The sequence below is a fragment of the Flexivirga sp. genome (genome assembly GCF_035551235.1).
Lineage (GTDB): Bacteria > Actinomycetota > Actinomycetes > Actinomycetales > Dermatophilaceae > Flexivirga.
Map to the genome: position 1 here is coordinate 35,020 of NZ_DASZNO010000008.1, position 18,858 is coordinate 53,877.

Sequence of the window (18,858 nt, forward strand, 5' to 3'; positions counted from 1 at the left end):
ATCACATCCCGGGGAGGAATTGGACGAGAAGGTCGATGAGCTTGATCCCGAGGAACGGAGCGACGACACCGCCGAGCCCGTAGATCAGGATGTTGCGCGCCAGCAACTGGTCGGCCCGCAGGGGACGGTAGCGAACACCCTTGAGGGACAACGGAATCAGCGCGACGATGACGAGGGCGTTGAAGATCACCGCGGACAGGATCGCTGAGTCCGAGGAGTGCAGGCGCATGATGTTCAGGTCCGCGAGGCCGGGGTGGCTCGCGACGAACATCGCCGGGATGATCGCGAAGTACTTCGCCAGGTCGTTGGCGATCGAGAACGTCGTCAGGGCGCCACGGGTGATCAGCAACTGTTTGCCGATGGCGACGATGTCGATCAACTTGGTCGGGTCCGAGTCGAGGTCGACCATGTTGCCGGCCTCCTTGGCCGCCGAGGTGCCGGTGTTCATTGCGACGCCGACGTCGGCCTGGGCGAGTGCCGGCGCGTCGTTGGTCCCGTCACCGGTCATGGCGACGAGGCGGCCGCCGTCCTGCTCGCTCCTGATCAGCCGCATCTTGTCCTCGGGCGTGGCCTCGGCCAGGAAGTCGTCGACGCCGGCCTCCTCGGCGATGGCCTTGGCCGTCAACGGATTGTCGCCGGTGATCATCACCGTGCGGATGCCCATCCGGCGCAGTTGCGCGAAGCGCTGCGCCATACCGGGCTTGATGACGTCCTTCAGGTGGATCACCCCGACGGCGTTCTGCGCTGCGCCGATCCGGCCGGCGGAAACGACCAGGGGAGTGCCTCCGGCGGCGGAGATCCGGTCGGCAACCTGCAGGGCTTCGTCTGCGCCGGTCCCACCGGACTCGCGAACCAGCCGGCACACCGAGCCGGCGGCGCCCTTGCGCAACTGCGTGCCGTCCGCGAGGTCGAGACCGCTCATCCGGGTCTGTGCGGTGAAAGGGACGACGACCGCATCGGGTGGCGAATCCATCGTCATACCAAGGCGTTCGGCGGTCCAGGTGACAATGGATCGACCTTCGGGCGTCTCATCGGCGAGCGACGACAGGTGGGCCCGACGATGCACTTCGTCCACGCTCAGCGTGCCGATGGCGACGATGTCGGACGCCTGACGATTGCCGAGGGTGATGGTGCCGGTCTTGTCGAGCAACAGCGTCGAGACGTCACCTGCGGCCTCGACGGCACGGCCGGACATGGCCAGCACGTTGCGTTGCACGAGGCGGTCCATGCCGGCGATCCCGACGGCGGAGAGCAGCGCGCCGATCGTGGTCGGGATCAGGCAGACGAGCAGTGCGACCAGGACCAGGACGCTCGGACGATGACCCGACCAGCCGGCGAAAGACGGGATCGTGCTGACCGCGAGCAGGAAGATGATGGTCAGCACCGTGAGCAGGATGCCGAGCGCGATCTCGTTCGGGGTCTTCTGCCGTTCGGCACCCTCGACGAGTGCGATCATCCGGTCGATGAACGTCTCGCCCGGCTTGGCGGTGATCTGCACGATGATCCGGTCCGACAGCACCGTCGTGCCCCCGGTCACCGCGCACCGGTCGCCTCCGGCCTCGCGCACGACAGGCGCCGATTCGCCGGTGATCGCCGATTCGTCAACGGTGGCAATACCTTCCACGACATCACCGTCACCAGGGATCAACTGGCCGGCTTCGACGACGACGCGGTCGCCGAGCCGAAGCTGAGCGGCCGGGACCTCTTCCTCGACGTCACCCGCGAGGCGGCGAGCCGTCGCGGTGGCGCGCGTCCTACGGAGACTGTCGGCCTGCGCCTTGCCGCGTCCTTCGGCGACCGACTCGGCCAGGTTCGCGAAGAGGATGGTCGCCCAGAGCCAGCCGGCGACCAGCCAGGAGAACCACGACGAGTGCAGGCAGGCCAGCACGGTTGTCAGGGCGGCGCTCACCCACACGACGAAGAGCACCGGCTGGTGCCACAGATGACGCGGGTCGACCTTGGCGAGCGCACCGGGTAGTGCGTCGACCGCTTGGCGCCACAGGTCCGAAGCTGGCTTCGGTCGAGTTGATTGTGTTGTGGGATATGCGATTTCGGTCGTCATGTTAAAGCCTCCGCGAGCGGTCCGAGAGCGAGTGCCGGCAGGAAGGTGAGGCCGGTGACCAGCAGAGCGACCCCGACCATCAGCCCGGCGAACAGTGGTGTGTGGGTCGGCATGGTGCCGTCGGTGGCGGGACGCCGGTGTTGCGTCGCGAACGAGCCGGCCAGGGCCAGCACGGCGAGGATCGGTAAGAAGCGGCCGAGCAGCATGCAGGCGGCGAGTGTCAGGTTGAGGTAGGGCTGGTCGGCGCTGAGGCCGCCGAACGCCGAGCCGTTGTTGTTCGACGCGGACGCGTAGGCGTAGAGGATCTCGGTCAGCCCGTGCGGCCCGGTCGCGAGGATGGCGCCCTTGGCGCTCGACACCAGCAACGCGGCGCCCGTGCCCAGCAGCACCAGCGCCGGCGTGGTGATCGAGTAGAGGGCGGCATACGTTATTTCCTTGCGCCCCACCTGTTTTCCGAGGATCTCCGGGGTGCGGCCGACCATCAGCCCGGCGATGAAGACCGCGAGGATGGCCACGACCAGTGCGCCATACAGACCGGAGCCGACGCCGCCAGGGGTGATCTCGCCGAGCAGCATGTTGCTCAAGGCGCCACCGCCGCCGATGGGACTGAACGACTCGTGCCAGGAGTCGACGGCACCGGTGGACGTGGCGGTGGTCGAGTTGGCGAAGAGCGCGGATGCCCAGACGCCGAGGCGGACCTCCTTGCCCTCCATGGCACCGGTCGGGGAGGAGGTTGCGGCGTGCTCTGCCCAGGTGATGACGACCAGCATCGCGGTCCACAGGAAGGCCATGAAACCGAGGACGGCATACCCCTGGCGCTTGTCGCCGACCAGCTGGCCGTAGGTGCGCGGCAGCGAGAACGGGATGACCAGGATGAGGAAGATCTCGACGAGATTGCTGAATCCGTTGGGGTTCTCGAACGGGTGCGCCGAGTTGGCGTTGAAGTAGCCGCCGCCGTTCGTGCCGAGCTCCTTGATCGCCTCCTGGCTCGCGACCAGGCCGCTCTCGATGGTCTGGTGACCGCCGGCGAGGGTGTCGATGACCTGCGGCGCGGCGAGGTCCTGTATGACGCCGGACGCCAGCAGCACGACAGCGCCGATCAATGCGATCGGCAGCAGGATGCGGATCGTCGCGCGGGTGAGGTCGACCCAGAAGTTGCCGATCACGCCGGTGCGGTGCGCGACCAGCCCGCGGACCAGGGCGATCGCGACGGCGAGACCGACAGCGGCGGAGACGAAGTTCTGCACGGCCAGCCCCAGGGCCTGCACGACAGCGCTCGCGCCGGACTCGCCCGCGTAGCTCTGCCAGTTGGTGTTGGTGGTGAATGAGATCGCCGTGTTGATCGCGGTGTGCCAGTCCATCGTCGCGCCGCGGTCCAGCGGGAGTCGTCCCTGCCAGGTGCACAGTGCCCAGAGCGCGACGATGCTGACACCGGTGAAGGCGAGCACCGAGACGGCATACGGGGCCCATCGTTGCTGGGAGCGCGGCTCGACTCCGCTGAGACGATAGAGGATTCGCTCGACGGTCAGGTCCTTGTCGCTGGTGAACACGCGCGCCATGTAGTCGCCCAGCGGCACGTGCACCGCCGCGAGCACTGCCACCAGGACGGCGATCGTCAGGACGCCGGCGGCATCGTCGCTCATCAGAACTTGTCCGGGCGGATGAGGGCGTACGCGAGGTACACCAGGAGCGCGAAGGCGATGACGCCCGCGACGAGATATTCGGCCATGACTCCCAGCGTTCGCCGCCGTGGTGGTCCAACTCGTCGTGTTGACGCGGCTTTTGCGGGTTTTGACGCGTTCTTAACAGTGGTCTGCAGATGGTGTTATGCCAAACGTGCGGTGGGGCGCACACCTGGCATAACCGGAACGCTCGGAACCGGGTTGTCCACAGGCTCTCAGCAGGGTCCGCCAGAACTGGCGAAGATCTGCGGATGGACGAAGCGATCGGCGCAGCTCGGCATGTTGTCGCAGCGGCGCGACCGTTGGCGTATGGCGGGAGGCGGCGCGAGATCGCACTGGAACTCGCGTCCGACTGCGGCGGCGTGGTCCACCGTGCGACCCTTGCGCTTCATGGCATCGACCGGTTCGGCGTCCGGAATGAAGTCGAGTCCGGCCGCTGGTTCAAGGTCGGGCGACACACGGTCGCGATCGGTACCCCGGAACTCGGTGAGGTGGCGCTGCGATGGCGCGCAGTGTGGGAGAGCGGATCCGGCTCTCGGCTGGACGGTGTCAGCGCACTCGTCGCAGGCGGCATGACCGGCTTCACACCGTCGTGTATCGACGTCTCTCTTCCCGCGCGCAACCGTCATCATCGGGTCGACGGAGTGCGCATGCACCTGCTGCGCAGACCAGCCCCAATCGTGGGGTCCGGCATACCTCGCGTTGCGCTGGAGATGGCGATGATCCACGCCGCGCAATGGGCTGTGAGCGATCGACAGGCTGCGCTGCTGATCTGCCTGCCGCTCCAACAACGTCTGACGAGCGCGCGGCGGATCCAACTGGCATGGCGTGGAATCCAGCGATCGGCGCGCCACGAGTTCCTCGAGACAGTCGTCGCCGATGTGACCGACGGCGCGCACTCACTGGGCGAGTTGGATTTCGCACGGATGGCTCGCCGTGCCGGTCTGCCACCTCCCACGCGTCAGGCGTTGCGGCAGGGACCGCGAGGTCGTGTCTACCTCGACGTCGCATGGGACGAGGTCGGTCTCGTGGTGGAGATCGACGGCGGGCACCATGCACTTGCTCTGAACTCGGTCGATGACGCGCTGCGTCAGAACGATCGGGTCGCTGCAGGGGAGAGCGTCATACGTATTCCGGTGCTCGGTCTACGGTTGGCGGCCGCGAAGTTCATGGGACAGGTCCGCGGCACGTACGACCGTTTGCGCCGCCATCGCAGTTGATCGCCGTGTCCGGTTATGCCAAGAGTGCGGTGGAGCGCACTTCTGGCATAACCAAACCGCGGAGATCAGCCGTCGAGTTCGTCGATGGTCGCAACACTGGGACCACGGGTGGTCTGCAGGTCACGCGCCACCGCCTCGGCATCGCGCATCACCCGCAGCACGTTGCCACCGGCGACCTTGGCGAGATCGTCGTCGGACCAGCCGAGGTCCGCGAGCGCCGCGAAGACCTTCGGGTATGACGTCACGTCGCCCATGCCTTCGGGCAGCACGGTCACGCCGTCGTAGTCGCCACCGACACCGAGGTGGTCGATGCCCGCGACCTCACGGATGTGCACGAAGTGCGCCACGACGTCGTCGAGGGTCGCGACCGGCATCGGGTGCCTGGCCGCCCACTGCTCCGAGAATTTCTGGAACGCGGTGACGTCCGTGGGGACGACGCCTGCCTCACGTGCCGCCTCGCCCGCGTCGACCCGCCACTGGGCGCATGCGGGGGACACGAACGGCGGCACGAAGGTCGACATGATCACGCCGTTCTTGTCGCGCAGCGTCTCGAGCACGTCATCGGGTGCATTGCGCGGGGAGTCACACACCGCGCGGGCGGAGGAGTGGCTGAAGATCACCGGCGACTCCGAGACCGCCAGCGCCGCGCGCATGGTGTCGGCGCTGACGTGCGAGAGGTCGACGAGCATGCCGATGCGGTTCATCTCGCGCACCACCTCGACGCCGAACCGCGACAGCCCGTCGTGCACCGGCTCATCGGTCGCCGAGTCGGCCCACGGATTGTTGTCGTTGTGCGTCAGCGTCATGTAGCGCACGCCCAGGACGTAGAGCATCCGCAGCGCCGCGAGGGAGCTGTCGATCGACTGTCCACCCTCGGCACCGAGCAGGGATGCGATCCGTCCGGATGCGAAGACCGACTCCACCTCGTCGGCGGTGCGCGCCAGACCGAAGGTCTCGGGCCACCGGCCGATCATCTGATGCACCGCGTCGATCTGCTCGAGCGTCTGCGTGACGGCCTCGCTGCCGGGCTGATTGGACGGGACGTAGACCGACCAGAACTGTCCACCGAGGCAGCCCTCGCGCAACCGCTTGATATCGGTGTGGGTGCGGTCGGCGGTGCCGGCCGCCAGGTCCAGCTTGTCGAAGTCGTAGCGCACCAGGTCGCGGGCCTCCCAGGGCAGGTCGTTGTGACCGTCGATCAGCGGGTGTTTCGCCAGCAGGTCACGGACGTGGTCAAGGGAGGTGGAGGTGTCGGTGTTCGCCATACCTGCCATCACATCACGAGGAAACCTTTGAAGTATGCGGACTCGGGGAAGCGTCGCGGGTGACCGGAGCACCGCCCGCGTCCCATACAGTTGGGGGCATGGAATCCCGCAGCGTCGCTCTGGTCACTTTGGGCTGCGCAAGGAACGAAGTCGACTCCGAGGAGCTGGCGGGTCGCCTCGCCGGCGAGGGCTGGACCCTCGTGGACGACGCCGCCGACGCCGATGTTGCGGTCATCAACACCTGCGGTTTCGTTGAGCAGGCCAAGAAGGACTCGATCGACGCGCTGCTCGAGGCCAACGACCTCAAGGACCACGGCCGCACCCAGGCGGTCGTCGCCGTGGGCTGCCTCGCCGAGCGGTATGGCGCACAGCTCGCCGACCAGTTGCCCGAGGCCGACGCCGTGCTCGGATTCGATTCGTATGTCGACATGTCCAGCCACCTGCGAGCCGTGCTCGACGGGCACGCGCCCGCTTCGCACACGCCGTCCGACCGTCGCAAGCTGCTGCCGATCAGCCCGGTCGACCGGCAGGGGACCGATGTCGCAACCCCCGGCCACGGCGACGTCCAGCGTCCCGGTGACGTCGAGATCGCCTCGCCGGCCTCCTCGCCGCGGGTGATCCGCGCCCGCCTCGACGGCCGGCCGTGGGCCCCGCTGAAGATCGCCTCCGGCTGCGACCGGCGCTGCGCGTTCTGTGCGATCCCGTCGTTCCGCGGCGCGTTCGTGTCGCGTCGACCGTCCGATGTGCTGGCCGAGGCGCGGTGGCTCGGGCAGCACGACGTGCGCGAGGTGTTCCTGGTCTCGGAGAACTCCACGTCATACGGCAAGGACCTCGGTGACCTGCGACTGCTCGACACGATGTTGCCGGAACTCACTGCAGTTGAAGGGATTTCGCGGGTTCGCGTGTCCTACCTGCAGCCTGCCGAGATCCGTCCCGACCTGCTCGACGTGATGACCTCGACGCCGGGTGTGGCCCCCTACTTCGACATCTCCTTCCAGCACGCCAGCGGTCCGCTGCTGCGCCGGATGCGCCGGTTCGGCGACCGTGAGTCGTTCCTGCAGCTGCTGCAGGACGTGCGCCGGCGGTCGCCATACGCCGGTATCCGCAGCAATGTCATCGTCGGCTTCCCGGGCGAGACCGACCATGACCTCGAGGAGCTGGAGAGCTTCCTCACGGAGGCGCAGCTCGACGTCGTCGGTGTCTTCGGCTACTCCGACGAGGACGGCACCGAGGCCGAGACGTATGACGCGAAACTTCCCGACCGTGAGGTCGCGGACCGGCTGGCGCACTTCCAGACCCTTGTCGAGCAGCTGAACGAGCAGAGCGCCGCCGACCGGATCGGCCAGACCCTCGAGGTGCTGGTCGAGTCCGACGGCCTGGCCGACGGTGACGACGGGGAGGTGCGCGGTCGAGCCGGCCAGCAGGGCCCCGATGTGGACGGCGAGACGATCCTCGCGGTCGCTCCCGGCAGTGTCGCGATCGGCGACATCGTCACCGCCACCGTCACGAGCACCCTCGGCATCGACCTGATCGCCACACCGACGGCGGCCACCCGGTGAGTGCTGAGCGCCGAGAGGGCCGTCCGACCGCTCGTGAGGGCGTCGAACGTCGCAGAGTGCATACCCGTGAGGAACTCGAGCGTCGGCGGTTGGAGTTCGAGCGCCGTCGCGCGGAGTTCGAGCGGCGCCGCGCGGCGGGGGAGCCGTTGCTCGCACCACCCCCACCGGACCCGGCGTCCGCGCCCAGCAGCGGCGTGAGCAACTGGAACATCGCCAACGCCCTGACGATGTTCCGCATCGCGCTGGTCCCGGTCTTCGGCTGGCTGTTGTTGATGCACGGCGGCGACAACACCGGCTATCGCCTCGGCGCGTTCGCAGTCTTCGTGCTCGCCTCGATCACCGATCGGATCGATGGCGACCTGGCGCGGTCTCGCAATCTGGTCACCGATTTCGGCAAGATGATGGACCCGATCGCCGACAAGGCGCTCATGGGTATGGCGCTGGTCGGCCTCTCGGTCATCGGGCGCCTACCGTGGTGGGTCACCGCGGTCATCCTGATCCGCGAGGTCGGCATCACGGTGCTGCGCCTGCTGGTGATCCGGCACGGGGTGCTGCCGGCCAGCCGCGGGGGCAAGCTGAAGACGTTCCTGCAGGCCATCGCCATCGGGCTGTTCCTGCTGCCGATCGACGGCTGGTTCGACATCGTCGCCTGGCTGGTGATGCTGGCCGCGCTCGCCGTCACGGTGGCCACCGGCGTCGACTATGTCTTCCGGGCGCTCAAGCTGCGCCGGAACAGCGAGCGATCCCGCCTGCGCCGGGCCCGGCGGGCAGCTCGCGGCGGCGGGGCCTGACGCGCCATGGGGTACGACAACCTGGTTGCGGACCTGGTCCGCAAGGGCGACACCGTCGCGGTGGCCGAGTCGCTCACCGGCGGGCTCGTGTGCGCTGCGCTGACCGCGGTGCCCGGCGCGAGCGCGGTCGTCCGCGGCTCCGTCACGTCATACGCGACCGACGTGAAGGCGAGCGTCCTCGGCGTCGACCTGCACCTGCTGCAGGCCGGTGGTCCCGTGCAGGCGGAGGTCGCCCGGCAGATGGCGCACGGTGTACGGCGGCTCCTCGGCGCCACGCACGGCATCGCGACCACCGGCGTGGCGGGTCCCGACCCGCAGGACGACGTACCGGTCGGCCGGGTCTTCATCGCCGCCGGCTGGGACGACGCGCCCGGAGTGCCGGTGGACGAGGTGCGGATGCTCGACCTGACCGGCGATCGTGCGGCCGTCCGCGAGCAGACGGTCGCGGCGGTGCTGGAGTTGCTCGGGGCGTGTGTCTCGGGTGACCGGGAATGCTGAGGGTGCAACCGGTGGTTGAGACCGGTGCAGGCGGTTCAACGGATCCGTACCGGGCAGCCGTCGGTGCAGGGCGTTAAGCTGGATGTGTCAGAGCAACCGTCGAGGTCACTGGGAGGCGTCATGATTCTGCTCCGTCGCGAGCTCGGTGACGTGCTGCGCGGTGTCCGTCGCGAGCAGGGCAGGACCCTGCGCGAGGTCGCGCAGGACGCCCAGCTGTCGCTCGGTTATCTCTCCGAGATCGAGCGCGGCGAGAAGGAAGCCTCCTCCGAGTTGCTCGCCGCCGTGTGCGATGCCCTCGGGGTGCCGATGTCGGAGGCGCTGTTGAGCGTCTCCCAGCGGCTGGCTGCTGCCGAAGGCCTCGCCGCTCCCGTGCCGCTGCCGGTGCCCGACCCGTCCGCGGTCGTCTCCTCCGCAGCGTGAGCTACCTGCCGGCCTGACAGCCGGCACAGAATCCCAGCGTGCGCTGCGTCGGCGGCTCGCCGATCGGTCCGGCACGCAACAACCGTCCACACCTCGGGCAAGGTTCGCCCGCGTGCCCGTATGCCGCGTGCGGTGTCCTCGACGGATCCTGCACTGCCGCCGCCGTCAGCAACCGATGCGCGGACGTCAGCACCGCATCCAGCTGTGCTGCCGATAGGTCTCCGACCGCCGCCCACGGATTCACCCGCTCGTGGAAGAGCGTCTCCGTCGTCCAGATCGTGCCCAGCCCCGCGAGATTGCGCTGATCGAGCAGCGCGGCCCCGATCGGCCGGTGCGGTTGCCGGCGCAGCAGCGCGGCTGCGGCGACCGGGTCCCAGTCCGCGCCGAGCAGGTCCGGGCCCAGGTGCCCGACCAGCCGGTGCTCGTCGCGGGTGTCGACGAGGTCGACCATTCCCAGCCGGTAACCGATGGCGGTCCACTCCGATGTCGCGAGCAGCACCCGAATCGCGTTGTTGCGCACCGTGTTCGGTGTCATCGCCCGAGTCGGGCGCACCCGCCAGCTGCCCTCCATGCGCAGGTGGGTGTGCAGCGTCATACCGGAGTCCAGGCGGTGCAGGAGGTGCTTGCCGCGGCTGACGACTTCGCGGGTCGTCATACCGTGCAGTGAGCGGTCGGCCAGGCTCGGCCAGCGCAGCTCGCAACCGACCAGCGGCTCGCCGCGCAACGCGCGGTCCAGCCGGGTTGCCGCCCGGCGGACGGCATCACCCTCGGGCACGGCAGCGCCTTCTCATGCCAGGCATCATCTCAACACTGGTATGACGAGCGCACGGCCCACGCTCCGTACGCTGACCTGCATGACCGAGACCACCGCACTGACCACCGCACCCGTGGCCGCGCCCTGGTGGCAGCGCCACCTGCTCGACGTGCTCGCGGCGATCGGTGCGCTGGCCGTCATCGGCTCCGCGAGCCATCTGGACAAGCACAACACCGAGCGTGGCATCGACGCGCTCGCGATCACGCTCGGCGTGGTCGGCCTGGCCGCGGTCGTCGCACGACGGGTGTCGCTGTTGGTCAGTCTGCTGGTGCCGAGCGCGGCCCTCGCCGTCTACCTGCTGCTGCAGTATCCCAATGGCCCGACGTACTTCCTGCTGCCGCTCGGTGTCTTCTGCTTCGGCTTCCACGCCCGCCGGGAGCTGGCGCACCGTCTGGTGCCGGTCGTCGTGCTGCTCGTCACGGCAAGTGCCTATCTCGGCGGCGGGCAGGACACCGCGGTGCGGATCACGATCATGCTCAGCTGGGGGATCGCGGCGGCGATCCTGGCGGAGTGGTTGCGGACTCGGACCGACCGCGCCCTCGAGCAACGAAAAGCGTTGCAACAACAGCAGAAACGCGCAGCCGTGGAACAGCAACTGGCGCTTGCACGCGACCTGCACGACAGTGTCGCGCACGCGCTGACGGCGATCACCGTGCAGACGGCGCTCGCCGAGCGGCTGGCCAAGGACCAGCCCGAGCAGGCCGCGGAGGCCGCACGCGCGGCGCGGATCGCAGGCCGCGATGCGCTCGCGGAGCTCAACTCGATCGTGGGCTCGCTGCGCGAGCCGGGTGCTGCGCCGACCCGGCCGCAGCCCGGGATGGAGGAGATCGATGCTCTCGTGGAGCGCGCACGTGAAGCCGGGTTGCGCATCGACGCCGACCGCGAACCGCTGCACGACCTTTCCGAGTCGGTGCAGGGCGCGGCATACCGTGTGGTGCAGGAGGGCCTGACCAATGCGGTCCGTTACGCGCCGGGGTCGCACGTGCAGCTGCAGATGCGTAGGGAGGGCGACGGATTGCGGGTATCCCTCGCCGACGACGGCGCCGCGCCCGGCGGCACCGTGCAGCCTGCAGGCGGCGGGCACGGTCTGGTCGGTATGGCGGAGCGCGTCCGCGCCACCGACGGCGTGTTACGACACGGGCCACTGCCCGACGGCGGCTACCTCGTCGAAGCACGTTGGGAGACAGCGTGATCCGGGTTGTCGTTGCCGACGACCAGGCATTGGTCCGCCGGGGCTTCGCAGCCCTGATCGGGCTCGAGCCGGACATCGAGGTGGTCGCCGAGGTGACCACCGGACGCGAGGCGGTCACCGCGGCACACGAACACCGACCGGACGTTCTCTTGATGGACATCCGAATGCCCGACCTGGACGGGCTGGAGGCGACTCGGCAGATCACCGCTGACGCTGCCTTGAGCGCCGTACACGTGGTGATGCTGACGACCTTCGACCTGGACGAATACGTCTTCCAGGCCTTGCGATTCGGCGCCAGCGGGTTCCTTGTCAAGCACACCGAGCCCGACGAGCTGATCCGTGCGGTGCGGGTGGTGGCAGCCGGTGATGCGCTGTTGTCGCCGACTGTCACCCGTCGGCTGATCGCACGGTTCGCGACCTCGGATGCCGGCGCCGACGTCAGCCTCGGACGGAGTGCGCCGCCGACCTCGCCACTGGCCGACCTGCTCACCGAACGGGAGCGTGAGGTCGTCGGCCTGGTGGGACAAGGCCTGTCGAACGACGAGATCGCCGGGCGATGGTTCGTCAGCCAGGCGACCGTGCGCACCCACGTCAGCCGGGCGATGACGAAACTGCACGCGCGCGACCGCGCACAGTTGGTCGTGATCGCCTACCAGCACGGCTTGGCTGAGCCGCCCGCCGTCGACTGATCGACACGAGCGACTTCGACATGAGCGTCGGGGTGGCGCTCAACATCTGACGTAGGCCGATCTCCACGCTGACGCGATGTGCGCGAGACGCGGCCACGACATCGTCGAGGTATGAACACAGACAACGAGTTTGAGGTCGTTGCGGTTGAAGGCCTCACCAAGCGATATGGAAGCCGCACCGTCGTCGACGATGTCGACCTGCACCTGACCGCCGGCTCGATCACCGGGCTGATCGGCCCGAACGGAGCCGGCAAGACCACCATCATGTCGATGCTGCTCGGCCTGGTGCGGCCGAGTGCCGGCCGCGGCACCGTCCTCGGCCACGATCTGTCCCGGCCCGCGGACTACCTGCCGCAGGTGGGGGCGCTGATCGAGGGGCCCGCGTTCTTCGGCAACCTGTCGGGCCGGGGCAACCTGGAATACTTCGCACGGCTCGGCGGACACGATCGGTCCGGCATCCCGGAGGTTCTCGAGCTCGTGGGTCTGCAAGGCCGAGAAGGGGATTCGTACTCGTCATACTCACTCGGCATGAAGCAGCGGCTCGGCATCGGTGCTGCGCTGCTGAGCGATCCACAGCTGGTGATCCTGGACGAGCCGACCAATGGTGTGGACCCCGCCGGCATGCGCGACATCCGCGCCATGGTTCGCCGGATCGCGGCCGACGGTCGCACGGTGCTCATCTCCTCGCACCTGCTGGCCGAGCTGGAACACATCTGCGACCGGGTGATCGTGTTGGACCAGGGCGGTCTGCGCTACTCCGGGCCATTGACCGAGTTGCCCGCATCGCGCCCCGAAGTGATCCTGCTGCGCGGCTCCGGACAGTCCGACGACGAGGCATTGCACCGGATGCTGAGCACCCAGGGCCTGACGGTCGAACGCCGGGCGGATGGTTTCGCCGTCGACGTCGGAGCGATCGACGCAGCGCAGCTGGCCGGTCGGATCAATCGCGACGCAGCCGAGAGTGGGATCCACCTGGTCGAGCTGCACCATCAGAAACAGTCACTCGAGGACCGGGTGCTCGACCTGGTCGGAACAGGAAGTCGATCATGAGCACGTCCACGTCCACACGTACCGGCGCCCCCGCCGCGGTCACCCACCTGAGTGAGCCGAGTCGCGGGCGCCCCACGCCAGCACTGGCGCGCGCCTTCGTGGCGGAGTGGATCCGCTTGTCCAGCAAGCGAATCTGGCTGATCGCGCTGTCGTTCACCGTCATCTACTCGGCGGTGCTGACGGTCGTCATGATCAACACCGCTCCCGAACGGGCGCCCGCCGGCATCAGCATCCAGGCGCTCGGTGAGTCCGGTGGTGGCACGCTGGCGGTGCGCACGGCTGCAGCCTTCACCTCCGTGCTGATCCTCGCGGTGTTCGTCGGCATGAGCGCCGGTTCGTTCGCGCGCGGCACCTGGCGGGCGTCGCTGTTGCAGCAGCCGCGGCGACTGACCCTCGCGGTCGGCACGTTCGGGGCTCGGATCGCGATCGGCGCGATCATCGTCGCGGTGCTGTTCGTGGCGGGCATGGTGACGGCATACATCGTCGCCCCGAGTCAGGGCATCGACACCGGCTCCTGGCTCGACACCACGTCGCTGCGGATGGCCCTCGACGACTTCCTCGAAGTCATGGTCTTCCTGATCGGTTGGGCACTGCTCGGCACTCTCATCGGCATCCTGACCCGCTCGGTCGCGGTCGGCCTCGGCGTCGGCATCCTGTGGGCGGGCCCGATCGAGAACGTCCTCGGTGACAACCTGTCGTTCGGCTCGCACTGGTTCCCCGGGCTGCTGCTGCGGTATGTCGTGGCACCCGAGACGGCCACGGTCACGGGCGCCACACTGTGGCTGCGCCTGGCGTTGTATGCCGTGCTCGGCGTGGCCGTGGTGGCCGTCATCCTGCGCCGCCGCGACGTGAGCAGCTAACGGCGAATCCGCAGCCCCTTGGGGGTGACGTGAAAACCGTTGTCGCTCAAGGAAGTTGCCAGCTCATGCTCGGACCCCAGCGCGGGCTTGCCGTCGATGCTCTCGACGGTGAGCCCGCGCAGTCGTGGTGTGCCGCGGCTGTCGGGCGGCAGCACGACGGTCCGGGCGAGCGCTGCGGCAGCCGCGGTCAGTAGGCCGGAGTCGTCGGTGAACGTCAGGATCTTGCGGCCGCCCCGCTCGACGAAGAGCGTCAGGGTGCCCTCGACGAGCACGACCATGGCACCCGCCCGACGACTCGGCCGGTGATCGGGACCTTCGCCATCACGGTCGGGCCAGGGGAGCGCGGCACCGAAGGGGTTCGCCGGGTCCGCCGCGGCGAGCACGGTTGCCGTCTCCGGCTGGGCCGGCGCGACGTCCCACGGGTTGCGCGGCGCGGCGGTGGGGCGGCCCGCCGCGCGCAGGCGGTCGATGGCGCCGGCGCTGCCGAACTGTGCGGCGCCGAGCCCCTCGATGAAATAGCCGCGCCGGACCCGGCCGGTCTCCTCCGCAGCGGCCAGCACGCGATAGACGGTCGCGAACCCACCGCTGACCGACTCGGCCTGCACGGCGCCGCGAGTGACGATGCCGTGTCGGTCTAGCAATACCTCGGCAAGTGCGAGAGCCCTTGCTGTCTGGTCGGTTTCGAGAGCGGGCAGTCGGGACCACCGGCCGGAGACCGACGGTGGTGCGGAACGCAGCGCCGAGGTCGGCCGCGCCAGTCCGCTGCGGGACCCGCGCAGGCCGGTGCCGATCCGGCCGTGGCGGCTCTGTCTCGGTCCCTGCGAGCGGGCCTTGTGCGCGGTGCGGCCGCCGGCCAGCAACGCGCGCAGCGGCGCGAACGTGTCGCCGCTGACCCGCCCCGACCAGATGAGGTCCCAGAGGTAGGACTGCAGATCGGCGTCGGAGCAGCGGGCGTCGGTGGCATTGACGGTGTCGGCGAGGTTGCGGAAGAAGAAGGAGCCGCCGCTGTCGAGGGAGGTGAGCATCTCCTGGTGCGCCGGCGTGAGGTCGATCGTGTCGTCCGGAGCGCCGAGGGTCAGGGGAGCCGTGTCGGCCAGGTGCAGCGACACCCACCCGTCGTCGCCGGGCAACGCGGCGTGCCCTTGCCAGATGACCTCACCACTGGCCATCAGCTCATCCAGCATCCCCGGGTGGTATGACGCAACGCGCTCCGGCAGGATCAGCGTCTCCAGGGCACTGGCGGGCACCCGCGCCCCACACAGCTGCTCGATCGCCCGCAGCAGCCCGTCGCTGCCGCGCAGGCCGGCGCCGACGCCCTGCCAGGAAGGCAGGAACGACGCCAGATCCTCGGCCGGGACGGGCTCGACCTCGGCACGCAGCGAAGCCAGCGACGTGCGCTTGATGGTGCGCAGCACCTCCGGATCGGCGTAGTCGATCCCGTGCACACCACCGCCCAGCTCGGTCGGGCGCAACTCACCCTCGACGAGCCGGCCGGTCGAGACCAGCCGGCGCAACGTGTCGTGTGCGACGGCACGACCGATCCCGAGCGCGGTCGCAACCTCGGTCTCCGGGAACGGCGCGTGCGTGCGTGCGTAGCGCGCCACCAGCTCGCCCAGTGGATCCGCGGTCGGCTCCAGGAAGGCGGCCGGTATGCCGGCCGGCAGTGCCAGCCCGAGCGCGTCCCGCAGACGTGCGGCATCCTCGATCGCGGCGTAACCGGTGGTGTCGGCCCAGCGCACCTCGATCAGCCGGCGCGCGGCGACCAGGTCGTGCAGCCAGCCCGCAACCTCCGTGCGGGACTCTTCACGGGTGCGCTGCTCGATCTGCTCCCGGGTGAGCACACCGAGCACCCGCACCAGGTCGGCGACGTCCTCCGCGTCGCGAGAATGTCGCTCCGGCACCAGGCGCTGCAGCTGTTGCTCCACCTCCGAAACGACCTGCGAATCCAGCAGATCGCGCAGTGACGCGCCCTCACCGGAACCGAGTAGGTCGGCCAGCAGGGACGGATCCAGCGCCAGTGCGGCGGCTCGGCGCTCGGCCAGTGGGGAGTCGCCCTCGTAGAGGAACTGCGCGACGTAGCCGAAGAGCAGGCTGGTCGCGAACGGTGACGGGCTCTCGGTGTCGACCTGGATGACACGGATCCGGCGCGCCGTGATGTCGCGCATCAGCTGGACCAGGCCCGGCACGTCGAAGACGTCCTGGACGCACTCGCGCACGGCCTCCAGCACGATCGGGAACGACGGGAAGCGGGACGCCACCTCCAGCAGTTGCGCGGAGCGCTGCCGCTGTTGCCACAACGCCTGCCGGCGGCCGGGGTTGCGACGAGGCAGCAACAGCGCACGCGCCGCACATTCGCGGAATCGCGCTGCGAACAAAGCAGATCCACCGATCTCCTCGGTCACCAGGTCGGCGACCTCGTCGGGGTCCTGCACGATCAGCTCGACCAGTTGCGCGGCAGCCGTGGCGTCGGTGTCCGGATCGGAGTCGGGCAACCGCAGCACGATGCCGTCGTCGCCGTGCATCGCCTGCACCTCGACACCGAAGCGCTCGCGCATCCGGGCCGCGAGAGCGAGCGCCCAGGGTGCGTGGACCGGTGCGCCATACGGGGAATGGACGACGACCCGCCAGTCGCCGAGCTCGTCCCGGAAGCGCTCGACCACGATCGCCCTGTCGTGCGGCACCTGCCCGGTCGCCTCCTGCTGCTCGCGCAGGTAGGCGAAGAGGTTGTCCGAGGCCCACTGGTCGAGGCCGGTGTCCCGGACCCTCTCCCGTGCCGTTTCGTCGGGCAATGCGATCAGCTCGCGGACGAATTTGCCTACGGCCGCACCGAGTTCGAGTGGGCGGCCCGGCGAGTCGCCCTTCCAGAAGGGCAGCTTGCCCGGCTGGCCGGGCGCCGGCGTCACGCGGACCTGGTCGTGGGTGATGTCCTCGATCCGCCAGCTGGTCGTGCCCAGGGTGAAGACGTCGCCGACGCGGGACTCGTAGACCATCTCCTCGTCGAGCTCACCGACCCGGCGGCCGGGGCCCTCGCCGGCGGCGAGGAAGACGCCATACAGGCCACGATCGGGGATGGTGCCGCCGCTGGTGACAGCGAGCCGCTGGGCGCCGCGGCGACCGGTCAGCGTGCCGGTGATCCGGTCCCAGACGATGCGCGGTCGCAGCTCGGCGAAGTCGTCGGACGGGTAACGCCCGGCGAGCATGTCGAGCACCGACTCCAGGATGCTGCGCGGCAGGCTCGCGAACGACGCGGTCCGGTGTGTGAGCTGCTCCAGGTCGTCGACGGACCAGTCGTCCATCGCGCACATCGCGACGATCTGCTGTGCCAGCACGTCGACCGGATTGCTCGGCACCGCAAGGGATTCGATCATTCCGGCCTTCATCCGGTCGACCACGACGCACGTCTGCACGAGGTCGCCGCGGAACTTGGGGAAGAGCACACCACGGCTCACCGCTCCGACCTGGTGCCCGGCGCGACCGACGCGTTGCAACCCGCTGGCGACGCTTGGCGGCGACTCGACCTGGATCACCAGATCGACCAGTCCCATGTCGATGCCGAGTTCCAGCGAACTCGTCGCGACGACGGCCGGCAGACGCCCGGACTTGAGCGCGTCCTCGATCTCGCCGCGCTGCTCCTTGCTCACCGACCCGTGGTGGGCGCGCGCCAAAATGCCTGCGGCGCCTGAGCTCTGGCCCGCCTGGGCCATCATCTGCGCGGGCGCGCGCGTGGGAGCCGGCGCGTCGTCGGTGACATCGTTGCGCTCGGCCCAGATCTCGTTGAGCCGAGCGGTCAGCCGCTCGGCCAGCCGCCTGGAGTTCGCGAAGACGATCGTCGACCGGTGCTGCGCGATCAGGTCGACGATGCGTTCCTCGACGTGCGGCCAGATCGACGCCCGCTCGACCGGATCGGCGGATGGCCCGGTGAGGTCGTCGGCCACCCGGCCCAACTCGGTCAGGTCCGCCACCGGCACGACGACCTCGAGGTCCCAGGACTTCTCGGCCGGCGGCTGCACCGTGGTGACCGGCCGGCCACCGGCGAGATAACGGGCCACCTCCTCGACCGGCCGCACGGTCGCGGACAGCCCGATGCGCTGCGCGGGCTTGGGGAGTATGGCGTCCAGTCGCTCCAGGGAGAGCGCGAGGTGCGCGCCGCGCTTGGTCCCGGCGACGGCATGCACCTCGTCGATGATCACCGTCTCGACACCGGCCAGCGCCTCACGTGCCGAGGAGGTGAGCAGCAGGAAGAGCGACTCGGGCGTCGTGATCAGGATGTCGGTCGGCCGCCTGGCGAACGCGCGCCGCTCACTGGCCGGGGTGTCGCCGGATCGCACCGACACCGAGACATCGGGCTTCGCCACCCCGAGCCGGTCGGCAGCGTGCTGGATGCCGACCAGCGGCGACCGCAGGTTGCGCTCCACGTCGACGGCCAGCGCCTTCATCGGGGAGACGTAGAGGACCCGGCACCGTTTCAACGCTTCATCGGGTGGTGGTGTCGCGGCCATCCGATCGATCGCCCACAGGAATGCCGACAGCGTCTTGCCCGACCCGGTCGGTGCCACGACCAGCGTGTGATCGCCGTTGCTGATCGCGTCCCAGGCGCCGGCCTGGGCCGGCGTGGGCTCGCTGAAGGACCCCTCGAACCATGCGCGCGTGGCGGGGGAGAAGCGGTCCAGGACGTCGTTGCTCATCGCACGCCTAGCTTCGCATCACCCGCCGACACCCGTCCGTCAAGCTCCTTGAGGAGCTCGTGAGGCACGAG

The 18,858-nt window shown here is 69.1% G+C and carries 15 protein-coding genes; 9 read left to right on the plus strand and 6 right to left on the minus strand.

All coding sequences use genetic code 11. The annotated features are described in order from the left end of the window. Window position 1: 1 nt before the first annotated feature. The 3 genes from kdpB to kdpF are packed head-to-tail and all read right to left on the minus strand — an operon-like array spanning window position 2 to window position 3,791. Window positions 2-2,062, minus strand: a complete 2,061-nt coding sequence (gene kdpB, locus VG502_RS01470) for a potassium-transporting ATPase subunit KdpB (RefSeq protein ID WP_325548014.1) — start codon at window positions 2,060-2,062, stop codon at window positions 2-4. Continuing rightward, a complete protein-coding gene (gene kdpA, locus VG502_RS01475) occupies window positions 2,059-3,705 on the minus strand; it encodes a potassium-transporting ATPase subunit KdpA (protein ID WP_325548015.1) in 1,647 nt (548 codons plus the stop codon). The genes kdpB and kdpA overlap by 4 nt, the downstream gene beginning before the upstream one ends. Beyond that, complete coding sequence (gene kdpF, locus VG502_RS21805; RefSeq protein WP_414655690.1) at window positions 3,705-3,791, minus strand: K(+)-transporting ATPase subunit F; 87 nt, start codon at window positions 3,789-3,791, stop codon at window positions 3,705-3,707. Before kdpF ends, kdpA begins: the two co-directional genes overlap by 1 nt. Before the next feature lie 204 nt (window positions 3,792-3,995). Here kdpF and VG502_RS01480 point away from each other — a divergent pair, with 204 nt between their 5' ends. Beyond that, a complete protein-coding gene (locus tag VG502_RS01480; protein WP_325548016.1) occupies window positions 3,996-4,964 on the plus strand; it encodes a PDDEXK family nuclease in 969 nt (322 codons plus the stop codon). Window positions 4,965-5,029: 65 nt separating this feature from the next. Here VG502_RS01480 and VG502_RS01485 read toward each other — a convergent pair whose 3' ends face one another. Continuing rightward, window positions 5,030-6,229 (minus strand): dipeptidase, encoded by a 1,200-nt coding sequence (locus VG502_RS01485; RefSeq protein ID WP_325548017.1) that lies wholly within the window; start codon window positions 6,227-6,229, stop codon window positions 5,030-5,032. A 98-nt stretch (window positions 6,230-6,327) separates the two neighbouring features. Here VG502_RS01485 and rimO point away from each other — a divergent pair, with 98 nt between their 5' ends. The 4 genes from rimO to VG502_RS01505 all read left to right on the plus strand — a co-directional run bounded on the left by rimO (window position 6,328) and on the right by VG502_RS01505 (window position 9,497). After that, complete coding sequence (rimO, locus tag VG502_RS01490; protein WP_325548019.1) at window positions 6,328-7,788, plus strand: 30S ribosomal protein S12 methylthiotransferase RimO; 1,461 nt, start codon at window positions 6,328-6,330, stop codon at window positions 7,786-7,788. A 56-nt stretch (window positions 7,789-7,844) separates the two neighbouring features. Next, window positions 7,845-8,579 (plus strand): CDP-diacylglycerol--glycerol-3-phosphate 3-phosphatidyltransferase, encoded by a 735-nt coding sequence (pgsA, locus tag VG502_RS01495; protein ID WP_414655688.1) that lies wholly within the window; start codon window positions 7,845-7,847, stop codon window positions 8,577-8,579. A 6-nt stretch (window positions 8,580-8,585) separates the two neighbouring features. Then, a complete protein-coding gene (locus VG502_RS01500; protein WP_325548020.1) occupies window positions 8,586-9,077 on the plus strand; it encodes a CinA family protein in 492 nt (163 codons plus the stop codon). 120 nt (window positions 9,078-9,197) lie between these two features. Further along, complete coding sequence (locus tag VG502_RS01505) at window positions 9,198-9,497, plus strand: helix-turn-helix domain-containing protein (protein ID WP_325548022.1); 300 nt, start codon at window positions 9,198-9,200, stop codon at window positions 9,495-9,497. A 1-nt stretch (window position 9,498) separates the two neighbouring features. Here the strand turns inward: VG502_RS01505 and VG502_RS01510 are convergent, their stop codons facing one another. Beyond that, window positions 9,499-10,272, minus strand: a complete 774-nt coding sequence (locus VG502_RS01510) for a DNA-formamidopyrimidine glycosylase family protein (protein ID WP_325548024.1) — start codon at window positions 10,270-10,272, stop codon at window positions 9,499-9,501. Window positions 10,273-10,351: 79 nt separating this feature from the next. On the opposite strand from VG502_RS01510, the gene VG502_RS01515 reads away from it, so the two are divergent. The 4 genes from VG502_RS01515 to VG502_RS01530 all read left to right on the plus strand — a co-directional run bounded on the left by VG502_RS01515 (window position 10,352) and on the right by VG502_RS01530 (window position 14,102). Further along, entirely contained in the window at window positions 10,352-11,503 is a 1,152-nt protein-coding gene (locus VG502_RS01515; RefSeq protein ID WP_325548026.1) for a sensor histidine kinase, read from the plus strand. Beyond that, window positions 11,500-12,192 (plus strand): response regulator transcription factor, encoded by a 693-nt coding sequence (locus tag VG502_RS01520; protein WP_325548028.1) that lies wholly within the window; start codon window positions 11,500-11,502, stop codon window positions 12,190-12,192. Before VG502_RS01515 ends, VG502_RS01520 begins: the two co-directional genes overlap by 4 nt. A 111-nt stretch (window positions 12,193-12,303) precedes the next feature. Beyond that, window positions 12,304-13,242: an ABC transporter ATP-binding protein gene (locus VG502_RS01525; RefSeq protein ID WP_325548030.1), complete on the plus strand. Its 939-nt coding sequence runs from the start codon at window positions 12,304-12,306 to the stop codon at window positions 13,240-13,242. Beyond that, entirely contained in the window at window positions 13,239-14,102 is an 864-nt protein-coding gene (locus VG502_RS01530; protein ID WP_325548032.1) for a hypothetical protein, read from the plus strand. The genes VG502_RS01525 and VG502_RS01530 overlap by 4 nt, the downstream gene beginning before the upstream one ends. On the opposite strand, the gene VG502_RS01535 is transcribed toward VG502_RS01530, so the two are convergent. Next, window positions 14,099-18,787, minus strand: a complete 4,689-nt coding sequence (locus VG502_RS01535; protein ID WP_325548034.1) for an ATP-dependent helicase — start codon at window positions 18,785-18,787, stop codon at window positions 14,099-14,101. The two genes, VG502_RS01530 and VG502_RS01535, sit on opposite strands and share 4 nt — an antisense overlap. Window positions 18,788-18,858 lie beyond the last annotated feature (71 nt).

What these genes read in the sequence shown, in the direction of transcription:
- kdpB (WP_325548014.1), bottom strand. Translation starts at nt 2,062, where the DNA reads ATGACGACCGAAATCGCATATCCCACAACACAATCAACTCGACCGAAG.
- kdpA (WP_325548015.1), bottom strand. Translation starts at nt 3,705, where the DNA reads ATGAGCGACGATGCCGCCGGCGTCCTGACGATCGCCGTCCTGGTGGCA.
- kdpF (WP_414655690.1), bottom strand. Translation starts at nt 3,791, where the DNA reads ATGGCCGAATATCTCGTCGCGGGCGTCATCGCCTTCGCGCTCCTGGTG.
- VG502_RS01480 (WP_325548016.1), top strand. Translation starts at nt 3,996, where the DNA reads ATGGACGAAGCGATCGGCGCAGCTCGGCATGTTGTCGCAGCGGCGCGA.
- VG502_RS01485 (WP_325548017.1), bottom strand. Translation starts at nt 6,229, where the DNA reads ATGGCGAACACCGACACCTCCACCTCCCTTGACCACGTCCGTGACCTG.
- rimO (WP_325548019.1), top strand. Translation starts at nt 6,328, where the DNA reads ATGGAATCCCGCAGCGTCGCTCTGGTCACTTTGGGCTGCGCAAGGAAC.
- VG502_RS01500 (WP_325548020.1), top strand. Translation starts at nt 8,586, where the DNA reads ATGGGGTACGACAACCTGGTTGCGGACCTGGTCCGCAAGGGCGACACC.
- VG502_RS01505 (WP_325548022.1), top strand. Translation starts at nt 9,198, where the DNA reads ATGATTCTGCTCCGTCGCGAGCTCGGTGACGTGCTGCGCGGTGTCCGT.
- VG502_RS01515 (WP_325548026.1), top strand. Translation starts at nt 10,352, where the DNA reads ATGACCGAGACCACCGCACTGACCACCGCACCCGTGGCCGCGCCCTGG.
- VG502_RS01525 (WP_325548030.1), top strand. Translation starts at nt 12,304, where the DNA reads ATGAACACAGACAACGAGTTTGAGGTCGTTGCGGTTGAAGGCCTCACC.
- VG502_RS01530 (WP_325548032.1), top strand. Translation starts at nt 13,239, where the DNA reads ATGAGCACGTCCACGTCCACACGTACCGGCGCCCCCGCCGCGGTCACC.
- VG502_RS01535 (WP_325548034.1), bottom strand. Translation starts at nt 18,787, where the DNA reads ATGAGCAACGACGTCCTGGACCGCTTCTCCCCCGCCACGCGCGCATGG.